Raw genomic sequence first — 22,284 nt, forward strand, 5'->3', positions numbered from 1 at the left:
CTATACGATTATTTATAGCATTTTTCTTTTATTACGGATTTAAACAATTTTTAATAGAGAAATACTGATAATTAAGCCACTAAATCACCTTAAAGGACACTATTATGAAAAAGATCTTTGCTCTTTTACTCACAGCTTTTGTTGCTCTTTGTGCAAACGAGCTAAAATTTGGCACAGCGGCGAACTATCCGCCATTTGAATATATCGATGAAAATAACAAAATAACAGGCTTTGATATCGAGCTGATCGATGAAATTTCAAAGCGTGCAGGCTTTTCATACAAGATCATAAATATGAGTTTTGATGGCCTTATCCCAGCACTTAAAGCCGGCAAAATAAATGGCATTATAAGTGCGATGAGTGCGACTTCAGATAGATTAAAATCGATTGATTTTACAAAGCCATACTATCTAACTGAAAATCTTTATCTAAAGAAAAAAGGCAATGACGCATTAAAAGCTAAAGAAGAACTAGCTGGCAAAAGAGTTGGCGTGCAACAAGGCACCGTCCAAGAGCTAGCAGCAAATGCTATAAATGGTGTAAAAATAGTGCCTTCAGAAGATACTGTGCCACTCATCATGGGATTAAAAGTTGGCAAATTTGACGCAGTCATTCTTGATAGCTCTATTGGATATGGATTTATTAAAAAGAATCCTGAGATTGAGGAATTTTTTAAAGAAGTTGATGGCAGCGAGGGCTTTTCAATAGCTTTTGATAAAGGAAAAGAGAGCGCGTTAATAGAGAAAATAAATCAAATTTTAGATGATATGAAAAAAGACGGAAGCTACGAAGCTTTACTTAAAAAATACGATCTAAAATAATCTTCTAGCCTGCAAATTTGCGGGCTTATGCTAAATTCTGCTTTGTCTATCGATTAAAATTTAAAAGGAAAATAATGAGAAAAATTTTGTTGCTTTTTTGCCTAGTAATGGGTCTTTTTGCGCTTCAAAACGATAAAGATATGTTAAATGGAGAGCTAAAAAACGGGCTAAAATACTATATCAAAGAGAATAAATTTCCACAAAAAACAGCTATTTTTTATCTTGTTATAAATTCTGGTTCAACTGATGAAAAAGATGGCGAGCAAGGTCTTGCTCACTTTTTGGAGCACATGGCATTTAATGGCAGCCGCGACTTTAGCAAAAATGAGCTCATTAAGCAGCTTGAGAGCCTTGGTGTGAAATTTGGAGCTGATCTAAACGCGCAGACGAGCTACGATCAGACGAGTTATGTCTTAACGATTAATGTAAATGAGAAAAATTTACAAGATACGTTCAAGGTCTTTTCAAATTGGATAGATGGCGTTAAAATCGATCCTAAGGAACTTGATAAGGAGCATGGCGTCATAATGGAAGAAGAGCGTCAGAGAAATACGCCAGGATATAGGCTTTATTTGGCTCAAACAAAGGATATTTTTGAGGGTAGCATCTATCTAAAAAGAGTGCCAATAGGCGACATGAACGTCATCAAAAGCGTAGATGCTAAGCATATGCAAGAATTTTACGAGAGGCTTTATCAGCCAAGGTTTATGAGCTTTGTTGCTGTTGGCGACTTTGATAAAAATGAGATAAAAAGCTTAATCGAAAAAAGCTTTAGCCAAGCAAAAAATACAAATTTTTACATTCATCCAGAAAAAAATATTAGCTTTAAAAGTGGTTTAAATATTTTTAACTATGACTCGAATGAAACTGGAATGGAGCTAGTTAGACTTAGCTATTTTGATAAATTTGGCCCGGTTGTAAATGAAGCTGATGCAAAGAGGAATCTAGAAGATGCACTTATCGCAAGCCTGATAAATATGCTTTATGAGCAAAAAAATGCAAATAATTCATCAAATTTAAGCACTGATTTTATAGCTCAAACACTTCAAGCAAAGCAGAAAATTTATAGTTTTGAAACAAATGTACTTGGAGGCGATTTTAACGCAAGCCTTAAAGATATGCTTGGCGTTATAAAAGGCATTAAAGAGTTTGGCTTTAATAAAGATGATTTCGAAGATGTGAAAAAGGCGTTTGTGGCAAATGTGGATGCAAAATTTAAACGCTCAAAGACTAAAAAGTCAAGCGCTTACGCAGGACAAATTTTAAATATGATAGAAAATGGTGGCTTTGTGTTAAGCGACGAAGACGACAAAGAGCTTAGTTTAAAGCTATTAAACGAGATTACGCTAGCTGACGTGAATGATAGATTTAGGCAAATTTTGGCCATTTCTGACGAGCGTGTAAGAATTTTTAGCAAAGATGGTTTTAAGCTTAGCAAAGATGAGTTTTTAAAGCTTTTTGCCAAGGCGCCTGCTTATAACACAAACCTATCTGCTAGCAACAACGATAAGAGTCTAGGCAATGAAAATTTAGAGCCAAAAGAGATAAGCTCAAGAAGCTTTGATGAAAAAAATGGAATTTATACCTATAAAATGCAAAATGGCTCGCAAGTTATCTTTAAGCCACTAGCTACCAAAAAAGATAGCGTTTTGTTTGCAGCCGTCAGCAAAGGAGGCACATCAAATTTGGCTGATCCAAAGCTCGGTAGCTTTGCAGTGGCACTCACAAATGAAAGTGGCGTTGGTAAATTTAATAACTATGAGCTCTCAAAGGCACTAAATGGAAAGATCGTAAGCTATGAAAAGGGCATAGAAGCGCTTACGCAAGGCATTTATGGCTCATCAAGCACCAGCGATCTTAGCTCGCTGCTAGCTGTTATAAATTTAGAATTTAACGCTCCAAAAGCCGATGCAAACGTGCTTGAGAGGATAAAACAAAGAGCAAAGGATGAGCTAAGCAAAGAGCAAAATTTACCTGAATATAAATTTAGTACCGAATTTAGCAAGTTTTTTTACGAAAACAATAAACGTGTCACGCCGCTTGAGATGGCTCAGATTGATGCGCTAAAACTAAATGAGCTAAAAGAGATCATCAAAGATAAATTTACAAACGCAGCCTCATATACTTTTGTAATCATCGGCGACACCGACGAAGAGAGGCTTTTGCCGCTTGTTAAAAAGTATATCGCCACTTTGCCAAAGCTTGGCGAGGCTGAAGAGTTTAAAGACGATGGCGTGCGAAGTATCAAGGGGCAGCATACCTTTAAAAGGGAGTATCAAAGCACAAGAAGAAGCGATGTTGGCATAAATATCGTAAATTCTGATGCGAAATATAGCTTTGAGGGAGCGATTAGACTAAGGGCATTAAGTGAAATTTTAAAAACGGCGCTTCGAGAAAAGATCAGAGAAGATAAGGGGCAAACATACGGCTTTAGCCTAAATGCCAAGCTCTCACGCTATCCTTTTGAGCATTCAGATATACTAATTAGCTTTACTTGCGATCCTGCAAATACAGACAAGATCATCTCCGAGATAAAGCAGATAATAGCTAGTATCAAGAGTAGTGGCGCGATTTTGCCAAAGCATTTAGAGGATTTTAAGGCACAGAGTGAAATTTCTATAAAAAAAGATTACGAAAAGCCTGAGTTCTGGCAAAAGCTCATCATCTCAAATAAAATTTTTAACACGCTACTTCATACGGCTGATGAGTACATAAGTGCGGTAAAAGCCATCACAAATGACAACATCAAAGAGGCTGCTAAACTCTATCTTGATGAGAAAAATATGGTGATAAGTATAAATAATCCAAAGTAGAAAATTAAGGGCAAAGCTGGCCGGCTTTTTAAATTTAACCTGAGTAGAAATTTAGTGAGCCAAGCTGGCTTCATAAATTTAAGCCTAATTAGAAATTTTGGAGCCAAGCCAGCCCCTAAAATTTCAGCCTAAAGCCAAAACTAAGCGAGAATGTCTTTTGGCTTTAGCTTATTTAGCTTTTGCACTAGTTCATCAAAGCTTGCTCCATTTTCGACCTCGCGCCTGATAAATTCCTCAAAAAACTCACGTTTTATATCTTTATCGGTGTAGGTCACGCTCTTTTTGGTAACTTGCATAGGCTTAAATTTCTCTTCTTCCATCTCTTCGTCGCCATTTTCTCTAACTGGCGTAAGAGCGATATTTTGCAGCACATCAGCGATGCTCTCGCCTTTCTCAAAACTTGTTTTTAGAAATTTTAAAAACTCATCTTTGCTATTTTTATCAGCGTAGCTCACACGGTGCAACATAGGCTGACCCAAGAATTCTATACGTTTTTTATCCGAGCTTTGTTCGTAATGTAAAGCCCCGTCTTTAAAAGAAATTTTCACATTTGCATGCTCGCCAAGTATCCTTTCGGCGGTAAATTCCAGCCATTTATCTTTAAACTCATCGATACTTAGATCAGAGTCTAGTAAATTTGTAGCCTCACGGCTTAGATAAAGAGCACCAAAAGCATTATTGATTATTTTATTGTTTATGCTCATTTTGTGATTTTTGATGAACTCATCTACGCTAAATCCGTTTTTCTCGCTAGTTAGGATAGAGCTTGCTCGCCAAAGCTTCGTGCTATCAACGAAATTTTTAAGGCTAGAGATTTCATCTTTGCTCACCCCGCTATCAAGGCCATTTATCTTGCCCCAGATAGAAATTTTATCATTTGATGAGTAGCCAGAGAGCGGTAGATGCTTGATGTCCGCAGTTTCAGTGGGAATTTCTACTTTGTTTAAATTCGTGTTTGTGGCTTGGCGCTTACTAAAAGCGTCTTGATAGCTAAAGCTTTGGTTAAATCCATTTAGTGCGTTTATCATGTCAAATCCTTTAACACTATATCGGCAAATGGATTTAAATTTTAAGTGGAATTATTTTTTATTGCGGTATTTTTCAAAAATGGCGATCATTTGGTATGAGTTTTGGGCGATTTTAAATTTATTTGGATTTTTACCAAGTAGCTCTTCTCTTAAAGAGTCGATAAATTCCCTATCTTTTTTGCAAGCCTCAAAGCTCACTCGCCCTCTAAGTACGGCCATAAATATAATATCAGCAGTCGCATTTATCATCTCAAGCATTTTTTCTTCGCTCATTTTTTGTGGATTTTGCCCTTTTTAAAGCAAATATTATTCCTTTACGCTTACAAAATTTACTATTTTTACCTCTTGGCTCTCTTTGCAAGCCTCCAGCGTAGCTGCGTTTTTCACCATATGAACGCTTTTCATATGCTCTTTTTGGCTTGCAAGATCTTCCCAAATTTCCATAAAGCAGTACTCGCTTTTACTGCCCACAACCATGCCGCACTCGTAGCTTATGCAGCCTTTATCTTTTCTTGAAGCTGGCACGATCTCTTTTAAAATTTCTTCAAATTTCGCTTCACATCCAGCTTTTAACTTTACATTTACATAAAATCCAATCATCTGCCCATCCTTTAAAAATTTTTGGCTAAAATAGCGCAATTTAGACGCAAGTTTGCGTATTACATTACAAGGCCTTTAAACGATGAAATGATACAAAACCCTAAATTTATAATTTCTAAAACCAACTAAAAACAATAAATTTAACCAAAATCGGAGAAAGAATGAAAAGACGAGACTTTTTAAGATTAAGTGCATTAGGCGCGGCTAGCCTTCAAGCAAACGAGCTTGGAAGCGCAGAGCAAGCGTTATTTGACAAGAAAAGCGGACTAAGCGCAAATAAATTTGGCGCATTTTATGTAAAAACTATTGCAGGACGCGTGGTTGAGACTGTGCCATTTGAGGGCGATGCTTATCCAAACGAACTAAATAACGCAGTCATTGACTACATCCAAAATGAGAGCAGAGTAAAATATCCATTTGTTAGAAAGAGCTTTTTAGCCAATCCAAACAACCCAAAACCAGAGCTTCGTGGTAAAGAAGAATTTGTGCGTGTGAGCTGGGACGAGGCTATAAAGCTAAGTGCAAAAATTTTAAAAGAAAATTTTGATAAATACGGTGCTGAAGCGATCTACGGACAGGTTTATCAGTGGGGTAGCCTTGGCAAGGTTGGCCACAGTCAAAAGACCGCAAAAAGACTACTTAACGTGCTTGGTGGCTACGTAAATGAGCTAGGTGGCTACTCATACGGCGCAGCGACTGTCATCATGCCTCACGTCACTGGCTTCGTCGATCCTGCGCTAGCGCCAACAAAGTGGGAGGCGATCTTAAAAAATGCCAAAACGATCGTATTTTGGGGTACAAACCCAGTCGTTTCAAATAAAATCGCCATTGGCGTGCCGCTTCATAACTCATATAAATACTATGACGAGATCAGAAAAAAAGGTGAGAGCGGTGAGATGAAAATTTATAGTGTTGACGTTTATCACAACGATAGCGCAAAATACTTCAACTCAAAATACCTTGAAGTCGTTCCTTGCACCGATACAGCGATGATGATAGGTATGTGTAACTACCTTTATGAAAAAGGACTTTATAGTAAAGAATTTATAGAAAAATACACAGTTGGCTTTGATAAATTTAAAGAGTACATGCTTGGTAAAACTGACGGAGTCAATAAAAACCTAGCTTGGGCAAGCAAAATTTGTGGCGTGAGCGAGCAAGATCTTGCTAAATTTAGCGAGGATCTAGCTAAAAATGACTCAGTGATAATTAGTGGCTACGCCATTCAAAGACAAGATCACGGTGAGATGGCGTACTGGGCGCTTGTGACGCTAAATGCGATGCTTGGTCACATCGGCAAAGAGGGTTGTGGCTTTGTCACAAATGACGGCATGCACAAAAATGCTGATGAGAGCTTCATAGCGCCTAAACTAGCGGCGTTTGAGACAAAGGTGCCTCAAAAATTTATTGATAGCGGGCTGGTACCAAAGACAAAGGGCTATGACATGCCAAACTCAAGGCTCATAGACGCGCTTTTAAGCCCTGGCAAAGAGATAACTAGAAATGGCAAGAGCTACAAACTGCCAAAGATCAGAGTGATGTTTAACGCCAATGGCTCAACATTTACAAGGCATCCTGAGACAAATAGAGCAATAAAAGCGATGCAAAAAGTGGCAGCAATCATCACTTGCGAGCCATTTTGGACGAGCACGGCAAAACTAAGCGACATTGTCTTGCCAGCTGCACTTGAGTACGAGCGAACAGACATTGAAATGGCAAACTCTACAAGCGAGTATCTATTTGCGATGAAGCCACTTGTTAAGCCATTTGGCGAGAGTAAAAGTGACTTCGAGATCGCAAGGCTGATCGCCAAAGAGTGGGGCAGAGAAGAGGCATTTAGCGAGGGTAAAAGCGAGCTAGAGTGGGTCAAGACAATATATGAAGATGCCGTTAAAAAGGCTGCTGAGCTTGGGTATGAGAGCATGCCTAGCTTTGAGGAATTTTGGGAGAAGGGATACTTTAGATTTGACAAGATCGATGAGAAAAAACGCTACTTTACAAACTATAAGAAATTCCGCGACGATCCAGTGGCAAATCCGCTAAAAACGCCATCTGGCAAGATAGAAATTTACTCTGAGACGGTAGCTGGCTTTGACTATGATGACTGCCCACCGCATGCAGCTTGGTTTGAGCCATTTGAGTGGCTTGGCGCAAAAAATAAAAAATATCCTATCGCAATTAGCGGCGCGCACTCTAAATTTAGGCTTCACTCACAGCTAAATAACTCCGTGCTTCGCAACTTTAACGAGATCGCAGAGCGCGAGCCAGTGCTTATAAATCCAAAAACAGCCGAGACTAGGGGCATAAAGATGGGCGACGTGGTGCGTGTGTTTAACGACAGGGGCGAAATTTTGTGCGGTGCCTTTGTCACCGAGGATGTGCCACAAAATGTCGTAATAGTAAGCGAAGGTGCGTGGTATGACCCTGAAAAACCGGGTGAAAAGAGCCTTTGCTTGCACGGAAATTTAAATGTGCTCACAAAAGACGTGCCATCAAGCAAGATGAGCCAGAGCAACACCGCTCACACAAGCCTTGTGGATGTCGAGAAATTTAAAGGCGTGCCAAAGCGTATAACTGCATTTGACGCACCAAAGATCGGCATAATGCACGCATAAAATAAAAGCTATCCTTAAATGGATAGCTCTAAGTTTTAAAAATTTTATTTATCTTAATAGCAATGAATTTTCACAAAGCTCTTCAATCTTTGAAATTTGCTCTTTAACTCTTGCTTTTAAGTCATCAAGCATTGCTATTTTTAAAGTATAAATTTCATTAAAATCGCTTTTTATATCAAGCAAAATTTTATTTAAAAACGAGCTGTTTGAGCACATTAAAGCTTCAAACTCATAAAGGCTAAACGCATCAAGCATGCGCTCATAGACATCTTTTGCACTTGGAATATAAAGTGGTGTATTCATCTGCAGGTGCGACTCTAGCGTCTTTTCTATCTTTTGTTTTATAAAATAAACCGCGAGTTTGAGTGCGTTTTCATAGTTTGAGGCTAGCTTTATATCAAGCTTTTCAAAAAACAAAGAGACCTTTTGTATAGCCTTAAATTTAGCCGTTTCATACTCTCTTAAAAAATTTTCATATGTCCGTCCGGCATAGGTATTTATGGATTTTGTTTCGTAAGCCAAGACTTGATCATCAAAGCTAGCGTAATTTTCATAGCGAGATTTGTATATTAAAAATTTATCCTCTAAATTTTTATAAAGCTCATTAAACGCTGAAGTTATTGCATTTTCTAGCTCTTTTAGATCTTTTTTGTAGCGTTTAAAAAATTTATTAAAAACTACATCTTCGTAGATAAGTTTTGAAAAGACTTCATCGCTATCAAGGCTTATTACCTCAAAATTTTCACGCTTATAAATTTCTTTGTTTAAAAGCGTCTTTGAAGCGTTAAATTTTGTCTTTGAAAATGGTTTAAGTAGCTTAAATACCTCATCAGCAGCAAGTTTTATAACTTCACTCATTTGGCTATATCTTAAAGCGATCTTTGGTTTAAACTCCTCTTTTATCGCCTCTAGCCTCTCATCTAATGAGCCATTAAATTCATCTAAAATCAACTGCGCATTATCATAAATTTCTAGATGTTTTTCTTGCTCGTTAGTTAGGAGTTTTACGATCTTTTTTGCCCTTTCTTTTATGAAATTTTCTTTAAAGCTCTTGTCTAAAAAGCACTCTTTAATAGCCTTTAGAGCTTCGTTAAAATTTGAAGCTTCAAGTGGGCTTTTGTCATTATTTGTAATGCCAAGGAGTGCTTGCTTTGATGAGATAGCGATGATATCCTCAAAAAGCTCGCCATAAGTTTGCCTAGCGTGCTTTAGCAAACTTTCAAGCTCCTCCTCGCTTAGCTTGTCTTTTTGGTTGATTAGGCAGATCGCTTTTAGATCATTTGCTTTTAAAATTTCTTTGATACTTTCAAGCTCGCTTGCCTTTGCGGCGTTGTTTGCAAGGCTTAGCCATATTGCGCCGCTAACCTTTTTTAGCGTATTTTTTGTCTCTTTTGTGTCAGCATCTCTTAGCGAGTTTAGGCCAGGAGTGTCGATGAAATTTATCTCTTTTAAAATTTCACTTGGTGCATAAAGCGTCATACCAGAAACTTGATCGCCTAGCTTATTTAGCTCGGCTAGATCGCTACTTGCTAGTAGGCTCTCGCTACCGTTTATAAATTTCACGCTTAGAAGTGGTATCTTTGCAAATTTTAGCCTCACAGCCTTTGCGGTGACTGGAGTTAGTCCTGATGGCAAGATATCTTGGCCAAGAAGTGCGTTTAAAAACGTTGATTTCCCACTTGAAAATTGACCAATAACAGCTATTAGCGGCGGTTCATTTAGAGTGTCTATTAGTAAATTTAAGCTCTCTTTTATCTGCTCGCTTATATGCAAGCTAGGATCGTTTAGATCATTTACGAGCCTAGCTAGCTCACCCTTAAAATCATTTGTAAAGACCTTAAAATATCTCGCTTTGTAGGCATTTATAAACTCATTAAACATTTTTAATATCCTCTAAAAGTGAGTAAATTTCATCTTGCAAGGAGGTCTTTTGCTTAAGCTTTGAAATTGAGCTTTGATTTTGTAAATTGAGCTCATTAAGTTTTTCATTGAGCACTAAAAGCCTTTGATTTAAAGCCTCTTTTTGGCTCATCTCATAAGCCTTTACTCGCTCTTTTAGCAGCTTTTTTTCGTGTTCTGCTAGCATCTCACAAAACTGCGATATGCTTTTATTGTTAAGTAAATTCTCTCTTAAACTCAAAAGCGCCTCATCTGGCTCATTTTTACTTAAAATTTTAGCTTCAAGCTCATCTAAAAGCTCGCTAAAATCAAGCTCCACGCCTATTTGCTTTAAAAAGTCATTTATACTAAAAAATTTATTTTCACTTACCTTAAAGCCATCAAAGCTTAAAGCGATATTTTGCTCGCATGACTTTGTCTGCACCAAAGTTTCATTTCTAGCCTCTCTTATAAGTGCCGCAACTCCGTCATGAAGTGTAGTTTTTGCTATTTGTGTAAGACGTTTTAGATTTAAATTTTCTCTTTTACTTTTGCAGTAAGCGATCTCACTATTAAGCTTTTCATTTAGATTTTGCAGTAACGCTTCAAGCCCCATTTTATAGATATCTTTTGCATTTTTATCATCTAGTTTTTTTAGCTCGCTTTCTAAAAGCCTTTCAAGTTTTGTGAAATTTTCATTAAGAGAATTTTTGATATTTGCTTGCTCGTTTTGCAAAGCTTCTAGCTCTAAACCAAATGCTTTAAGCTCTAAAATTTCAGTCTTTGTGGCTTCGAGTTTTGTTTTTAAAATATTTTGTAATTCTTTTTGATATGAGCTTAAAATTAGAGCTGATTTTTTAGAGTCTTTACCAAAAAGCACATCGTAAAGATACTCTTTAAACTCCGGCACGCCACTATTTAAAGCGCCATCAAGATAAGCTTTTGCACTAAGAGCAAAATAATCTATCTTGATGTCATTTATCTGCTCGCCGATCGCCTTTTTTACGTAGTTAAGCGTTTCATTAATATCCTTTGCGTTTAACTCATCAGCGTGAGTTAGTACGATAGCAACTCTTACGATGTGCGAGTTTTCAAGGCATTTTTTCAAAAATAGTGCGTCTTTTTGCGTTGCACTTTGCGAAGCATTCATGAGATGAGCCAAAAGGTCGCACTCTTTCATAAAATTTGTAGTTATTTGCTCTCTTAAAACGATCGCATCATCTATACCCGGAGTGTCTATAATGCAGACATTATCTCTTAAAAGCTCCAAGTCGTCGTAAAGCTCAACGCTTTTTACGAGATTTGCCGTTTTTGAGCTCGAAGATGTATAGTTTTTGATCTCATCTAGGCTGATCTCTACGCTACTAGCTGGTAAATTTTTGCTTGAAAGTCCAAGCTTTTCTAGCTCATCTGGGCTATAAAAATTTACCTTTGCATGGCTATTTGATGCGTGCTTTAAGATGGTTAAATTTATGGTTTCAGGCACATTTGAAGTGCCTAGGACGGATTTGTTTAAAAGCGCATTTAAAAGGGTTGATTTGCCAGAGTTTATGACGCCACTTACTGCGATGTTAAAAAGCGTTTCGTTTGATCTTTTTTTGGCGTTTTTTAAAGCTAGTAAAAATTCTTTATCTTCATCAAGCATGCTTGCTTTTTCATTTATCTCATTTAGAAAATCCAAGCTCTTGTGAAAGTGATCTTTTGGTTTTGTATTAGAAATTTCTGCTTTATTTTGATTTGAGTTTTTGCTTATAAATTTTATTAAAAAATCAAATTTTTTATGGCCAATTATCTTTTCATCACATAGCTTTTGTAAGCGGGTTACGAGTTCATCGCTTGAAATTTTTGCCTCATTTAGCGCTTTTAGCGTGGTTAGCTGTGCACTTTGTATGCTAAAGATATCAAGTCCTACGCCTAACTTTTTTAAGATAGTTCTAAACTCGGCAAGGGCCATAAACTCATCTAAATTTTTCTCATCACAAGATAAAAGAAGCGCCAGTAGATCTGGGTAAAAAGGTACGCTCGCATCAGTGTTAGCGTAAATTTTATTTAAATGCCAAGCGTGATTTAAAAACTCGTCCATTAAAGATTCTTTTTTTGAAATTTTTTAGATTTTATTACGTTTTTACTTACGAAGCTATCAAGATTTAGGCGCAAAATTTTATGTTTTTTAAAAAAAGTTTAATTTAACTCAAGCTTTTTAAAGCTAACTCTTGGGTTTATATTTAGCTCGCTATGGTTTACAAACTCGCCTTTTAGGTACTTCTCACGCCCCGCTCTTGCTATCATCAAGGCGTTATCAGAGCAAAATTCAAGTGGAGCTAGTAAAAGCTCGCACTCATTTTTTTGGCAAAGCATCTCAAGCCTTTTTCGTAAATTTAGATTTGCACTTGCACCGCCAACTACGCCAAAACGCTTAAAATTTCTTAAACAAAAGACCTTTTCAAGCTTGTTTAAAATGTGCTCACAGGCAGTATTTTCAAATGCGTAGCAGATGTCAGCGATATCCTTTTGTGTGATATTTTCTAGCTTTGAAATTTCGACTCTGACTTGGTTTTTAAGCCCTGAGAAACTATATTCAAGGCGTTTATCATGAAGAAGTGGAATGGTAAAATGAAACCTCTCTTTGTCTTTGCAAAGTAAGGCATTTTGCTGCACCACGACACCGCCTGGATAACCAAGATCAAGCATTTTAGCAACCTTGTCAAAGCTCTCACCAAAGCTATCATCGCTAGTGCTTGCTAGCTCAGTGATTTCACCATTTTCGTCAATCTCTAAGATCATCGTATGCCCGCCACTAACTAGCAGGACACCAAGTGGAAAGGTGGCTTCACGATCTAAAAATAGTGAGTAGATGTGGCCAACTAAATGATTTACAGCAATTAGCGGGATATTTAGAGCCACGCTTAGCGCTTTTGCCATGCTGACACCGCCTATTAGGCTCACACTAAGACCCGGCTCATTTGTTGCAGCGATCGCTTTTATATCTTTAAAATTTGGCAAGATACCCTCTAAAAGTGCTGGCAGTGCCTTTGTATGAAGTCTTGCTGCAAGCTCAGGAACAACGCCACCAAAGATAGCGTGCTCCTCTTCTTGAGAAATTTTTTTATAATAAATCTTCTCTAAAGCGCGTTCATCTATGAGTGCGACCGAACTATCATCGCAGCTACTTTCGATGCCAAGTATCATCTAAACTCCGCTAAGATCATGCCGGCAAATTTCTCTTTGCCATCTTCGTTTTTATAAAACTCGACTCTATAAATTTTGCCGTCTTTATCGATGCTATAGCTTTTATTTAGGCTATTTTTAGTTACCTCTTGCTCGCTCTCATCTATGCTTTTTGTGCCGTATCCTATGACATTTACGCGCACGTTTTTGAGTGCTTTTACTTTAAAGCTCTTTTTCACGCTAAATTTATCACCACTTTTTAATGTAAGCTCGCTACCGTCGCTTATTAGTAAAATTTCCTCAAGTGGCTTTGTAAACTCGAAATATTGTGGTTTTAATCTAGTAACAAAGCGGTTGCCGTACTGCACTTTGAAGCTACCATTCTCTTTTATGACGGCTATTAGCGGATTTGGTGAGCTGTAATTTAACTCACCTTTTTTAAGTGGGACAAAATTTATTAAAGGCTTTAGATTTTTAAGGCTTATTGCGTATGAATTTTCAAGCTCGAGTCTAATCTCTTTTTCGATCGCTCTTTTTACGCTTTTAACATCAAGATTAAACGGCCTAGTAAAGCTAATGCCAGCCTTTTTCATATATTCTTCAATAGCGATTAGATGATAATAAGTCCTTTGCTCGGCGTTTAAATTTTTACTAGCTTCGTTTGCAAAGGCTGATTTGTTTTGAGTGATAGCATAGTAAGTTAGACTCTTTAACATCTCTTTATCACCCATTGCAGTGTGTGTGTTTTTGATGTGATACTGGTGCTTTTGATCTATTAGATGCTTATTTAGCACATCTTTTACGCTTGAAGCGATACTTTCAAGCTCTGGATATTTTGAGCCAGGAAGCGTGCTTTGATCTATTATGCAAGTGTTGCCCCATTTGTCTGGATTTTCGTCTTTGTTTATAAATTTATCTCTGTAATATCCGCTTCCATCGTGCAAATTTAAGATGAGCGTAACATTTTTATCGGTTATGACGTCTTTTATCTTCATCACTGAGTTATAGTCAGGATCGTTTTTATCTACATGGGCAAATTTTCTATTCATATCGCCTTTTGTGCCACGACTTCGCTCGATTATGCTTGGGAAATTTAAATTTGGCACGACCCAAAGCGAGCCTTTTGTGATGTTATAGTCAGTTGCCACGATAGAGGCTGCCAAAAATCCACCCGGCTCATCGCCTTGAATACCGCCGATTAACAACATCGTGTTTTCGCTTGGTTCACCTTTTTTGATGAGCACATAGTCTAAAGTATTAGCTAAACTAGCAGTGGCAAAGGTTAGTAAAAAAAGTAAAAATTTACGCATTAATATCCTTCGTAATGCTTTGTCTTTGGTAAAAGCAAATTTAAAACTATGCCAGTAACCGCGCCAAGCCCTATACCTGAAAATTTCACCGCACCAAGGTCAAGCACCATGCCGCCGATGGCAAAGATGAAGATGAGGGCTACGATTATCATGTTTCTAGGGTCTGCAAGATCGACTTTATTTTTTATAAGCGTCTCCATACCAACGCTTGCGATGATGCCAAAAAGTAGCAGCATGATACCACCGATGACTGGGGCTGGGATAGTTGAGAGTACAGCTCCTAGCTTGCCAACAAAAGCTAGCACGATGGCAGTGATCGCTGCAAAGGTCATAATCGCTGGATTATAAGCCTTTGTAAGGCTAACTGCGCCTGTGACCTCTGAGTAGGTGGTGTTTGGCGGACCACCAAAGGCAGCAGCTAGCGAGGTGGCTAGGCCGTCGCCTAAAAGGGTGTTTTTAAGGCCTGGATTTTTTAGAAAATCCTCTTTTGTAACATTTGAGATAGCAAGCATATCGCCTATATGCTCGATCGCTGGAGCGATGGCGATAGGTATCATATAAATGATCGCTTCAAACTCAAATTTTGGTGTAGTGAAATTTGGCATTCTAAACCAAGGTGCATTAAAGATAGGGGTAAAATCAACCATGCCAAAGCAGTAAGCTACAATGTAGCCAGTGATAATGCCAAGTAAAATAGGTATAAGCCTAAACATGCCACGTCCAAGCATCATCACTAAAATAGTAGCCACTAGCGAAATGCCAGCGACGATCATCGCCTCATTTTGAGTATAAATTTCAGTGGCTGATGTTGCCATTTTGACGGCATTTGGAGCAAGGATTAGGCCTATTGTCATGATGACCGGCCCAACGACAACTGGAGGCAAAATTTTATGCAAAATTTTCTCTCCGCCAAATCGGACCACGAGGCTTAAAACAACGTAGAAAAATCCAGCAAATATAACGCCCCCCATCGTCACGGCTATGCCCCATTTTTCGATACCGTACTGAAGTGGCGCGATAAAAGCAAAGGAGCTTGCTAAAAAAATAGGCGGAACATTTTTTCTAGTGACTAGCTGAAAAAGTAGCGTGCCAAGACCGGCTGTAAAGAGAGCTACATTTGCATCTAGTCCCGTAAGTATCGGCACTAATACCAGTGCACCAAAGGCGACAAATAAAAACTGAACGCCGATTAAGCTTTGCTTGGGATCAAATTTATAACCCTCATACCTTTGCATTTAACATCCTTTTTGCGTAATTTCTAACTTCTTTATCAGCTTCAAAAATTTCATCAATATTTGAAATTTTAATATTTCTAAAATTTTTAACAGAGCTTAAAACGAGCCTTGAGATATCCAAAAACGAGCATTTTTTCTCTAAAAAGCTAAATACTCCAACCTCATTTGCAGCATTTATCACTACACCTAGATCAGGGTTTGCCAGGACTTTATCTTTTAGTGAAAAAATGGGGTATTTTTTAAGGCTGATTTTATGAAATTTTATATTTTTTAGATCAAGTAAATTTGCGTGTGAGACAATATTTTCACTAATATTTTCAAACATAGCATGAGCGATAGCTAGCTTCATATCAGGTCGCGAGAGGTGCATCGTGCTTGAGCCGTCTATAAATTCAACTACGGCATGTATCGCAGAAGTTGGCTCTATCACAGCTTCGATCTCCTTGATGCCATAAAGCCAGTAAGCTTCCATCACCTCAAAAAGCTTATTTGCCATCGTCGCACTATCAATCGTGATCTTTGCGCCCATATCCCAGTTTGGGTGTTTTAGTGCGTCACTTGGCGTGGCGTCTTTTAGAAATTTGATCGGCTTTTTGTAAAAAGCACCGCCACTTGCTGTGATGATGAGCTTTTTGGCTGGAGTTTTATTTTCAAGTAAAAATTTAAGCCCAAAATGCTCGCTATCAATCGGCAAAATTTCTCTAGTCTTTAGAAATTTGCCACCAACAACAAGGCTCTCTTTGTTTGCCAAAGCTAGTTTTTTGCCAAGAGCTTGCGTCTTTAGACTAGGGGCAAGGCCGGCAAAGCCAACAAGGGCGTTTATCACCTTTTTTGAGCTTGAAATTTCTAGCATTTGCAGCAGTCCAGCCTCACCAAAAAAGATATTTTTAGCTTCTATGTTTTTTACATTTTTAGCTAGCTTTTCATCGCCTACGCAGACAAATTTTGGTTTAAATTTTAAAATTTGCTCATTTAGTAAATCTACATTTTTAGCGCAGCTTAACGCCTCAACCTCTACGCCAAATTTTTCGCAAAGGTTAAGGGCGTTTTTGCCGATTGAGCCAGTTGAGCCAAGTATTACCACGAGAGCGACCAAAGTAGGGCGACTACGCCAAATAAATAACCATCTATCCTATCAAGCATGCCTCCGTGTCCTGGGAAGAGCGAACCACTATCTTTTACGCCACAAAGTCTTTTTAGGTAGCTCTCAAACAGATCTCCCCAAACCGCAAAGACGCAGACTAAAAAGCTTGAAAATAAAATTTGGAAAAATCCTTCAGTTACAAAATTTCCAACAATGCAGCCAATCACTGTGCCTATTGCTACGCCGCCTGCTGCACCTTCAATTGTTTTGTTTGGTGAGCTTGGGCTAAATGGATGTTTGCCAAACATTTTGCCAACAAAAAATGCACCACTATCGCTTGCAACTACGCTTAAAATAAGCCATACAAGATAGCCTACGCCATACTCTGAGTAAAGCATCCACATCATAAAGATCGGCGTGGTCGGATATACAAAAGGTGCGACTAGTTTTAAATTTTCACTTTTTATGTGAGCTAGGATCGAAGCAACTAGCATGATAGCAAGGATCGCTATGAATATTGGATTTGTAAAATATGTAAGCACGTAAAAAGCAAGTGCGGCAAAAACTAGCTGTTTGTGATCGATATTATAAAGCTTGAGCGACTCATTAAATGCAAAATAAAGCACAGCGCCGAGCAAGATAAAATTTAAAATATAATTATCAATAAAAAAAACTACTAAAATAGCAACAAACATCAAAACGCCAGTGATTATGCGAGATTGCATATCCTCTCCTTAAAATCGTTATTTCGCTGTAATTATAACACTTAAATTTTAGACGGCGTTTATAAGAGTAAAATTTGATTTAAAAAGCATTTTAAGCTGGTAAATTTGGACTATTTTGGCGTTAGTAAAGATTTAAATTTGTTTTTTAAGCAAATAAATAAAGCAAGACTGAAATGATCCCAAGCAGCAACTTGCAATAAATATACGCAGTAGTGCTTTATGGCTTAAAATTTTAAAAATTATTTTCCTCAAAAAAGTCGGTGTCGATTTTGCAAATTTCATATATTTGGCTTGTTTGAACGCCGACTTTGTATTTTATCATTAGCTCTGCGAGCTTGTCGCCATCTATCAAAACCACACTAAAATTTTGATTATCTTTGGCGAAATTTTCAGCTTCTTTAGTAAATTTTGCCGTAGTAATAAAGACACCTTTTTTAGTATTTTTATTTGAGATGGCACCGATAAACTGCTGAATTTCTAGCCTACGGATATTACTGCCGTCTTTGTATCTTTTTGCTTGGATATAAATTTTAGAAAGCCCAAGTTCATCTTCGTCTATGATGCCATCTATCCCGCCGTCCGGGCCTTTGTTTGTGAGATTTCCAGCTCCATAATTCAGCTTTTCAAGTAGCTTTGTTACAAGGTATTCAAAAAATCTTGGCTCTTTTTCTAAAATGCTAGATAAAATTTCACTTTTTAGCTCTTCTTTTATCTTGCAAAGCGCTTCATCTATATTGTCATCTGGGGTATTTTCTGTGGCCTCTTTTTCCTCTTGCTTTATCTCTTGCTTGTAAATTTTATCGTACCAAGAGAGGAATTTACTCTTTTTATCCTTGCTACTTACTAGCTCTTTGCCAAAATTTGTTATGGCAAATAGGCTTCTACCAACTTTTTGAAGCGGCACTTTTTCTGGCTTTGATTTTACTTGAGCTGTTGTAGCCAGATAGGATAAAGCCCAGTCGGTACGATTTATATAAGTTGGAGTTCCTCTTTTTATTTTTTGTAAAAGATCTTCGTCTTTTAGCTTAAAATGCTCAATTATAAATTTAGAAATTTCAGCTCTATTTGCCTCTTTCTTTTGTGCGACAAATTCTAAAATAGGCAGCATCATATCTTTATAGCTTGGTAACATTTATATCCTTAAATGAAGCAAATTTTTGAAATTATATAAATTTTTTGGCTTAAAAGCTATAATCAAAACATGAGAGGTCTTGGCCTAACAAATTTTCTTTTAGAAAATATTAGCTTATTTGTAAACACCTTTGCTACGATATTTGCGCTAATTTTTTGTTTTACTTCTGGTGTTGGAATCGTCTTTATATTTATCGCATTTCCACTTGGTTATATAATGGGCGCACTCTTATCAATCCCATTTTTGATATTTTTATTTTTCTTATTTTTATCTATTGATATCTTTTTATGTCTTTTGGCATCTATTTGCAGTCTTTTTTAACAAATTTAGAAGTAAATTTGGGGCTTTTACAGCCCCTTTGCTACTTTATAGCAGCCATTTTTCTACGCATATAAGCTATGCGGCTTTGTAGTGGTAAGTGTTTAGGGCAGTTATCCTCGCAACCTAGCAGCGTCATACAGCCAAACACGCCGTCATCGTCGCCGATAAGCTCGTAAAAGTCCTCGTCGGTTCGTTTATCGAGCGCATCGATTTTAAATCTTGCTACGCGGTTAAGTCCGACCGCGCCGATGAAATCAGGCCTCATGATAGCCGTACCGCATGCAGCCACGCAGATACCGCACTCGATGCAGCGGTCAAGCTCAAATACTTCCTGCGCTACTTCTGGTTCAACCTTTTCCTCAAGCTTAGAGATATCGGTCTCGTGATCGGTGTGTATCCAGCTCTCCACACGCCTACTCATCGCATTCATCCAGTTGCCAGTGTCTACGCTTAAGTCTTTTAGTAACTTAAATACTGGCAAAGGCATAAGCTCAATTACTCCGCTTTCAAAATCCTTAGTAAGAGTTCTACAAGCTAATCTTGGCTTACCATTTACAAGCATGCCACAACTTCCACAAATTCCAGCACGACAAACAAAGTCAAAGCTAAGATCTGGGTCAAATTTCTCGCGAATCATATTTAACGCGATAAATAACGTCATACCATCAGTCTCTTCTAGCTCGTAGGTCGCAAAATGTGGTTTTGAAATTTTGCTTAACGGATTATATTTAAATGCTTTTATGGTTATTTTTCTACTCATATCCTATTCCTGCTCTTTCGTTTGGTGCTTTATATTTTGGTTGAAGATCGTAGTGCATTAAAGCCTCTTGAATTTCTTGTCTACTCTTACCTTCAGCTTGCATTTTCTCACGAATTTCATCGACCTCTTTTTGGCGGATGGCACTATCTGGATGCTCAATAATATTACCTTTCGCACCATAGCCTCTAAATGCTGGTGGCATTTCCATTTTCATAATATCAAGTGGCTCATACACGATAGTCGGTAGCGTATCGCCCTCTTTCCAGCTAGTTAGAGTTCTGTTTAGCCAGTTTAGGTCGTCGCGTTTCGGATAGTCTTCGCGGCAGTGCGCTCCGCGGCTTTCTGTGCGATCAAGCGCGCCTTTTGCGATACAAAGGGCTAGTTTTAGCATCTTCGGTACGCGGTAAGCCTCCTCGAGCTCAGGGTTGCCAAATAGTGCTTTGTTTGTGACTTTGACATCCAAAGATTGCTTATAAAGCTCTTCAAGCTCTTTAACCGCAATTTCTAGGCCTTTTCCTGTTCTAAAGATCGCAACGTGTTCCCACATGATATCTTTCATTTTGTTTTTGATATCAAAGACATTAAATTTGCCCTCTTTTTCGACAAGGCTTTTTAGATAGTCTTCCTCTTTTTTAACGAATTTTTCGATATCTGCGGTATTTATATCTATCTCGTGGCTGCCGCAGTAGTCGGCAAAATAATCGCCCACGATCATGCCCGCGACGACCGTTTCAGAAACGGAGTTGCCGCCTAGGCGGTTAAATCCGTGCATATCCCAGCATGCAGCCTCGCCGGCGCTAAATAGACCAGCTAGTGTCGGGCTCTCACCTGTAGGCTTAGTTTTTATGCCGCCCATAGAGTAGTGCTGCATAGGCAGGATCGGCGCCCAGCCCTTGCCGCGCTGTCGTCCGTTCTCGTCGGTATATACTTCGGTATCGGCAGGATCGATGCCGTTAAAGATTTCGCAAATTTCTTGAACGTCGCGTAAATTTTTCTCGATATGCTCGCGTCCTAGGATCGAGATATCAAGCCAAACGTGATATCCGTATGGGCTAGGTACGCCCTTGCCTGCGCGGATATGCTCCATGATGCGGCGGCTTACGACGTCGCGGCTAGCTAATTCTTTCTTCTCAGGCTCGTAGTCGGGCATAAAGCGATATCCGTCCACGTCGCGTAAAATTCCGCCGTCGCCGCGGCAACCTTCTGTTAGCAAGATGCCGCTTGGAACGATCGGAGTCGGGTGAAACTGCACCGCTTCCATATTTCCTAGTTGCGCAACACCCGTTTCAAGAGCGATAGCAGCACCTATACCCTCGCAAACTACGGCGTTTGTAGTGTGTTTATAAACCCTACCGTAGCCGCCCGTAGCTATTAGTGTGCCTTTTGCGACGTATGCCGTGATCTCGCCGTTAACTAGATCGCGAACGATCGCACCGTAACAGCGGTTGTTTGCGTGGATTAGCGCGATAGCTTCTTTTCTGTCGTGGATTTCGACGTTGTGTTTTAGAGCTTCGTTTGCTACTGCAAAAAGCATAGTGTGACCGGTGGCGTCGGCTGTAAAGCATGTTCTCCATTTTTTAGTTCCGCCAAAGTCGCGTGAGTGGATAAGGCCGTGGACCTCTTCTTTTTCTACGATAGTCGTTTTTTGAGCGTTGATGATAGCGCTTCTCTCGCCTTTTGTTATACGAGTCCAAGGCACGCCCCAAGCCGCTAGCTCGCGAATCGCCTTAGGCGCGGTTTGACAAAACATACGTGCAACTTGCTGATCACAACCCCAGTCGCTACCTTTTACCGTGTCGGCAAAGTGTACGTCCTCATTATCGCCTTCGCTCATTTTTGAATTTCCCAAAGAGGCTTGCATACCGCCTTGCGCAGCTGCAGAGTGCGAGCGTTTTACAGGTATTAGGCTTAAAACGACGGTGCTTAAGCCCTTTTCTCCAGCAGCCACAGCAGCTCTAAGACCAGCTAGACCACCACCAATTACCAATGCATCATAATATTTTACATTCATCTTCTAGCTCCTTTTTAATGGCTGATCCACACAAAATCGGCGATTAGCGCAATTATAGCAAGTATGCCATAAACGGCAAATACAATTGTTTTTGCCTTATTTCTTTTGGCAAACATTTCGTGCTTATTTGCACCATCAATGCTTATCCATTTGACATACAAGCGGTACATACCGATACTAGCGTGAACGACCATAAAAACAAGTAGTGCGAAGTAGAAAATTTCTAGTTGATGAAATGCAGCCGCTGATTTGTCGGCAGTGATGTGTCCACCAAAGATTATATCCACTAGGTGCGCGCTGGCTGCGAAAAATAGAGCAAAACCGGTTAAAAACTGAAACCACCAAAGCGTAGTATCAAGGTGCTTCATGCGGTCTTTGTGGCCTCTAAACATTAGATATTGTCTATAGTTTGCTGGAAATTTTCTCATAGCTAAAAATGCATGAGCGATAAAAATGGCAAATATTACCGCGGCAATAACGTTAGTAATCCACCAAGTAGCTTCTCCAAATAAAAATTTAGCTTCCGCAAACCCTACGACAGCGTTAAATGCGTCTTTACCAAGTAGTATAGTAGAAGTAAAAACCATATGGCACAATATGAAACAGGCTAAAATAAAACCTGTAATACTTTGCCATCTATCCCAAGCGGCTGGTGTGCGACTTTTTTTGTCGTCCGACCGTTTTCCCAAAAAACCTTCTATAAGCCCGGTCATGAGCCCTCCTAAGAAATTTGAAATAAATTATCATTTCTTAATACTAATTTAAATATTAGTATTAATTGAT

Annotated in this window: 17 protein-coding genes; 3 read left to right on the forward strand and 14 right to left on the reverse strand. The window is 38.7% G+C overall.

All coding sequences use genetic code 11. The features are described 5' to 3' along the window. Positions 1 to 104 precede the first annotated feature (104 nt). Positions 105 to 821, forward strand: coding sequence for a transporter substrate-binding domain-containing protein (locus F3G75_RS02645; protein WP_149716446.1), 717 nt, complete (start codon positions 105 to 107; stop codon positions 819 to 821). A gap of 74 nt (positions 822 to 895) precedes the next feature. Next, complete coding sequence (locus tag F3G75_RS02650) at positions 896 to 3,634, forward strand: M16 family metallopeptidase (protein ID WP_149716447.1); 2,739 nt, start codon at positions 896 to 898, stop codon at positions 3,632 to 3,634. Positions 3,635 to 3,774: 140 nt separating this feature from the next. On the opposite strand, the gene F3G75_RS02655 is transcribed toward F3G75_RS02650, so the two are convergent. Genes F3G75_RS02655 through F3G75_RS02665 form a run of 3 tightly spaced genes read right to left on the reverse strand, consistent with a single transcriptional unit; the run spans position 3,775 to position 5,262 of the window. After that, positions 3,775 to 4,662 carry a Cj0814-related protein gene (locus tag F3G75_RS02655; RefSeq protein WP_149716448.1) on the reverse strand — a complete coding sequence of 296 codons (888 nt, stop codon included), beginning with the start codon at positions 4,660 to 4,662 and terminating at the stop codon, positions 3,775 to 3,777. A gap of 51 nt (positions 4,663 to 4,713) precedes the next feature. Then, on the reverse strand, positions 4,714 to 4,935 hold the full coding sequence (locus tag F3G75_RS02660; RefSeq protein WP_021091847.1) for a hypothetical protein: 222 nt from the start codon (positions 4,933 to 4,935) through the stop codon (positions 4,714 to 4,716). Positions 4,936 to 4,968: 33 nt separating this feature from the next. Then, positions 4,969 to 5,262 (reverse strand): putative quinol monooxygenase, encoded by a 294-nt coding sequence (locus F3G75_RS02665; protein WP_103576971.1) that lies wholly within the window; start codon positions 5,260 to 5,262, stop codon positions 4,969 to 4,971. 161 nt (positions 5,263 to 5,423) lie between these two features. Here F3G75_RS02665 and F3G75_RS02670 point away from each other — a divergent pair, with 161 nt between their 5' ends. Next, positions 5,424 to 7,877 (forward strand): molybdopterin-dependent oxidoreductase, encoded by a 2,454-nt coding sequence (locus F3G75_RS02670; RefSeq protein WP_149716449.1) that lies wholly within the window; start codon positions 5,424 to 5,426, stop codon positions 7,875 to 7,877. Positions 7,878 to 7,925: 48 nt separating this feature from the next. Here the strand turns inward: F3G75_RS02670 and F3G75_RS02675 are convergent, their stop codons facing one another. From F3G75_RS02675 to F3G75_RS02725, 11 genes are all read right to left on the reverse strand, one after another. Then, positions 7,926 to 9,758 carry a dynamin family protein gene (locus F3G75_RS02675; RefSeq protein WP_149716450.1) on the reverse strand — a complete coding sequence of 611 codons (1,833 nt, stop codon included), beginning with the start codon at positions 9,756 to 9,758 and terminating at the stop codon, positions 7,926 to 7,928. Beyond that, positions 9,751 to 11,838 carry a dynamin family protein gene (locus tag F3G75_RS02680; RefSeq protein WP_149716451.1) on the reverse strand — a complete coding sequence of 696 codons (2,088 nt, stop codon included), beginning with the start codon at positions 11,836 to 11,838 and terminating at the stop codon, positions 9,751 to 9,753. Before F3G75_RS02680 ends, F3G75_RS02675 begins: the two co-directional genes overlap by 8 nt. A 98-nt stretch (positions 11,839 to 11,936) precedes the next feature. Continuing rightward, positions 11,937 to 12,944, reverse strand: coding sequence for a tRNA (adenosine(37)-N6)-threonylcarbamoyltransferase complex transferase subunit TsaD (gene tsaD / locus F3G75_RS02685; RefSeq protein ID WP_149716452.1), 1,008 nt, complete (start codon positions 12,942 to 12,944; stop codon positions 11,937 to 11,939). Further along, complete coding sequence (locus F3G75_RS02690) at positions 12,941 to 14,233, reverse strand: M99 family carboxypeptidase catalytic domain-containing protein (RefSeq protein WP_149716453.1); 1,293 nt, start codon at positions 14,231 to 14,233, stop codon at positions 12,941 to 12,943. The genes tsaD and F3G75_RS02690 overlap by 4 nt, the downstream gene beginning before the upstream one ends. Next, positions 14,233 to 15,468, reverse strand: a complete 1,236-nt coding sequence (locus F3G75_RS02695; RefSeq protein WP_149716454.1) for a uracil-xanthine permease family protein — start codon at positions 15,466 to 15,468, stop codon at positions 14,233 to 14,235. The genes F3G75_RS02690 and F3G75_RS02695 overlap by 1 nt, the downstream gene beginning before the upstream one ends. Continuing rightward, positions 15,455 to 16,564, reverse strand: coding sequence for a 1-deoxy-D-xylulose-5-phosphate reductoisomerase (dxr, locus tag F3G75_RS02700; RefSeq protein ID WP_149716455.1), 1,110 nt, complete (start codon positions 16,562 to 16,564; stop codon positions 15,455 to 15,457). Before dxr ends, F3G75_RS02695 begins: the two co-directional genes overlap by 14 nt. Next, on the reverse strand, positions 16,546 to 17,277 hold the full coding sequence (locus F3G75_RS02705; protein WP_084041191.1) for a phosphatidate cytidylyltransferase: 732 nt from the start codon (positions 17,275 to 17,277) through the stop codon (positions 16,546 to 16,548). The genes dxr and F3G75_RS02705 overlap by 19 nt, the downstream gene beginning before the upstream one ends. Positions 17,278 to 17,509: 232 nt before the next feature. After that, positions 17,510 to 18,409, reverse strand: a complete 900-nt coding sequence (locus tag F3G75_RS02710; RefSeq protein WP_149716456.1) for a restriction endonuclease — start codon at positions 18,407 to 18,409, stop codon at positions 17,510 to 17,512. Between the two features lie 361 nt (positions 18,410 to 18,770). After that, entirely contained in the window at positions 18,771 to 19,490 is a 720-nt protein-coding gene (locus F3G75_RS02715) for a fumarate reductase iron-sulfur subunit (protein WP_021091811.1), read from the reverse strand. Further along, a complete protein-coding gene (locus tag F3G75_RS02720; protein WP_149716457.1) occupies positions 19,483 to 21,501 on the reverse strand; it encodes a fumarate reductase flavoprotein subunit in 2,019 nt (672 codons plus the stop codon). Before F3G75_RS02720 ends, F3G75_RS02715 begins: the two co-directional genes overlap by 8 nt. 14 nt (positions 21,502 to 21,515) lie before the next feature. Beyond that, a complete protein-coding gene (locus F3G75_RS02725) occupies positions 21,516 to 22,214 on the reverse strand; it encodes a fumarate reductase cytochrome b subunit (RefSeq protein WP_149716458.1) in 699 nt (232 codons plus the stop codon). Between the last annotated feature and the right edge of the window lie 70 nt (positions 22,215 to 22,284).

The sequence above is a fragment of the Campylobacter concisus genome (assembly GCF_902460705.1).
Lineage (GTDB): Bacteria > Campylobacterota > Campylobacteria > Campylobacterales > Campylobacteraceae > Campylobacter_A > Campylobacter_A concisus_Z.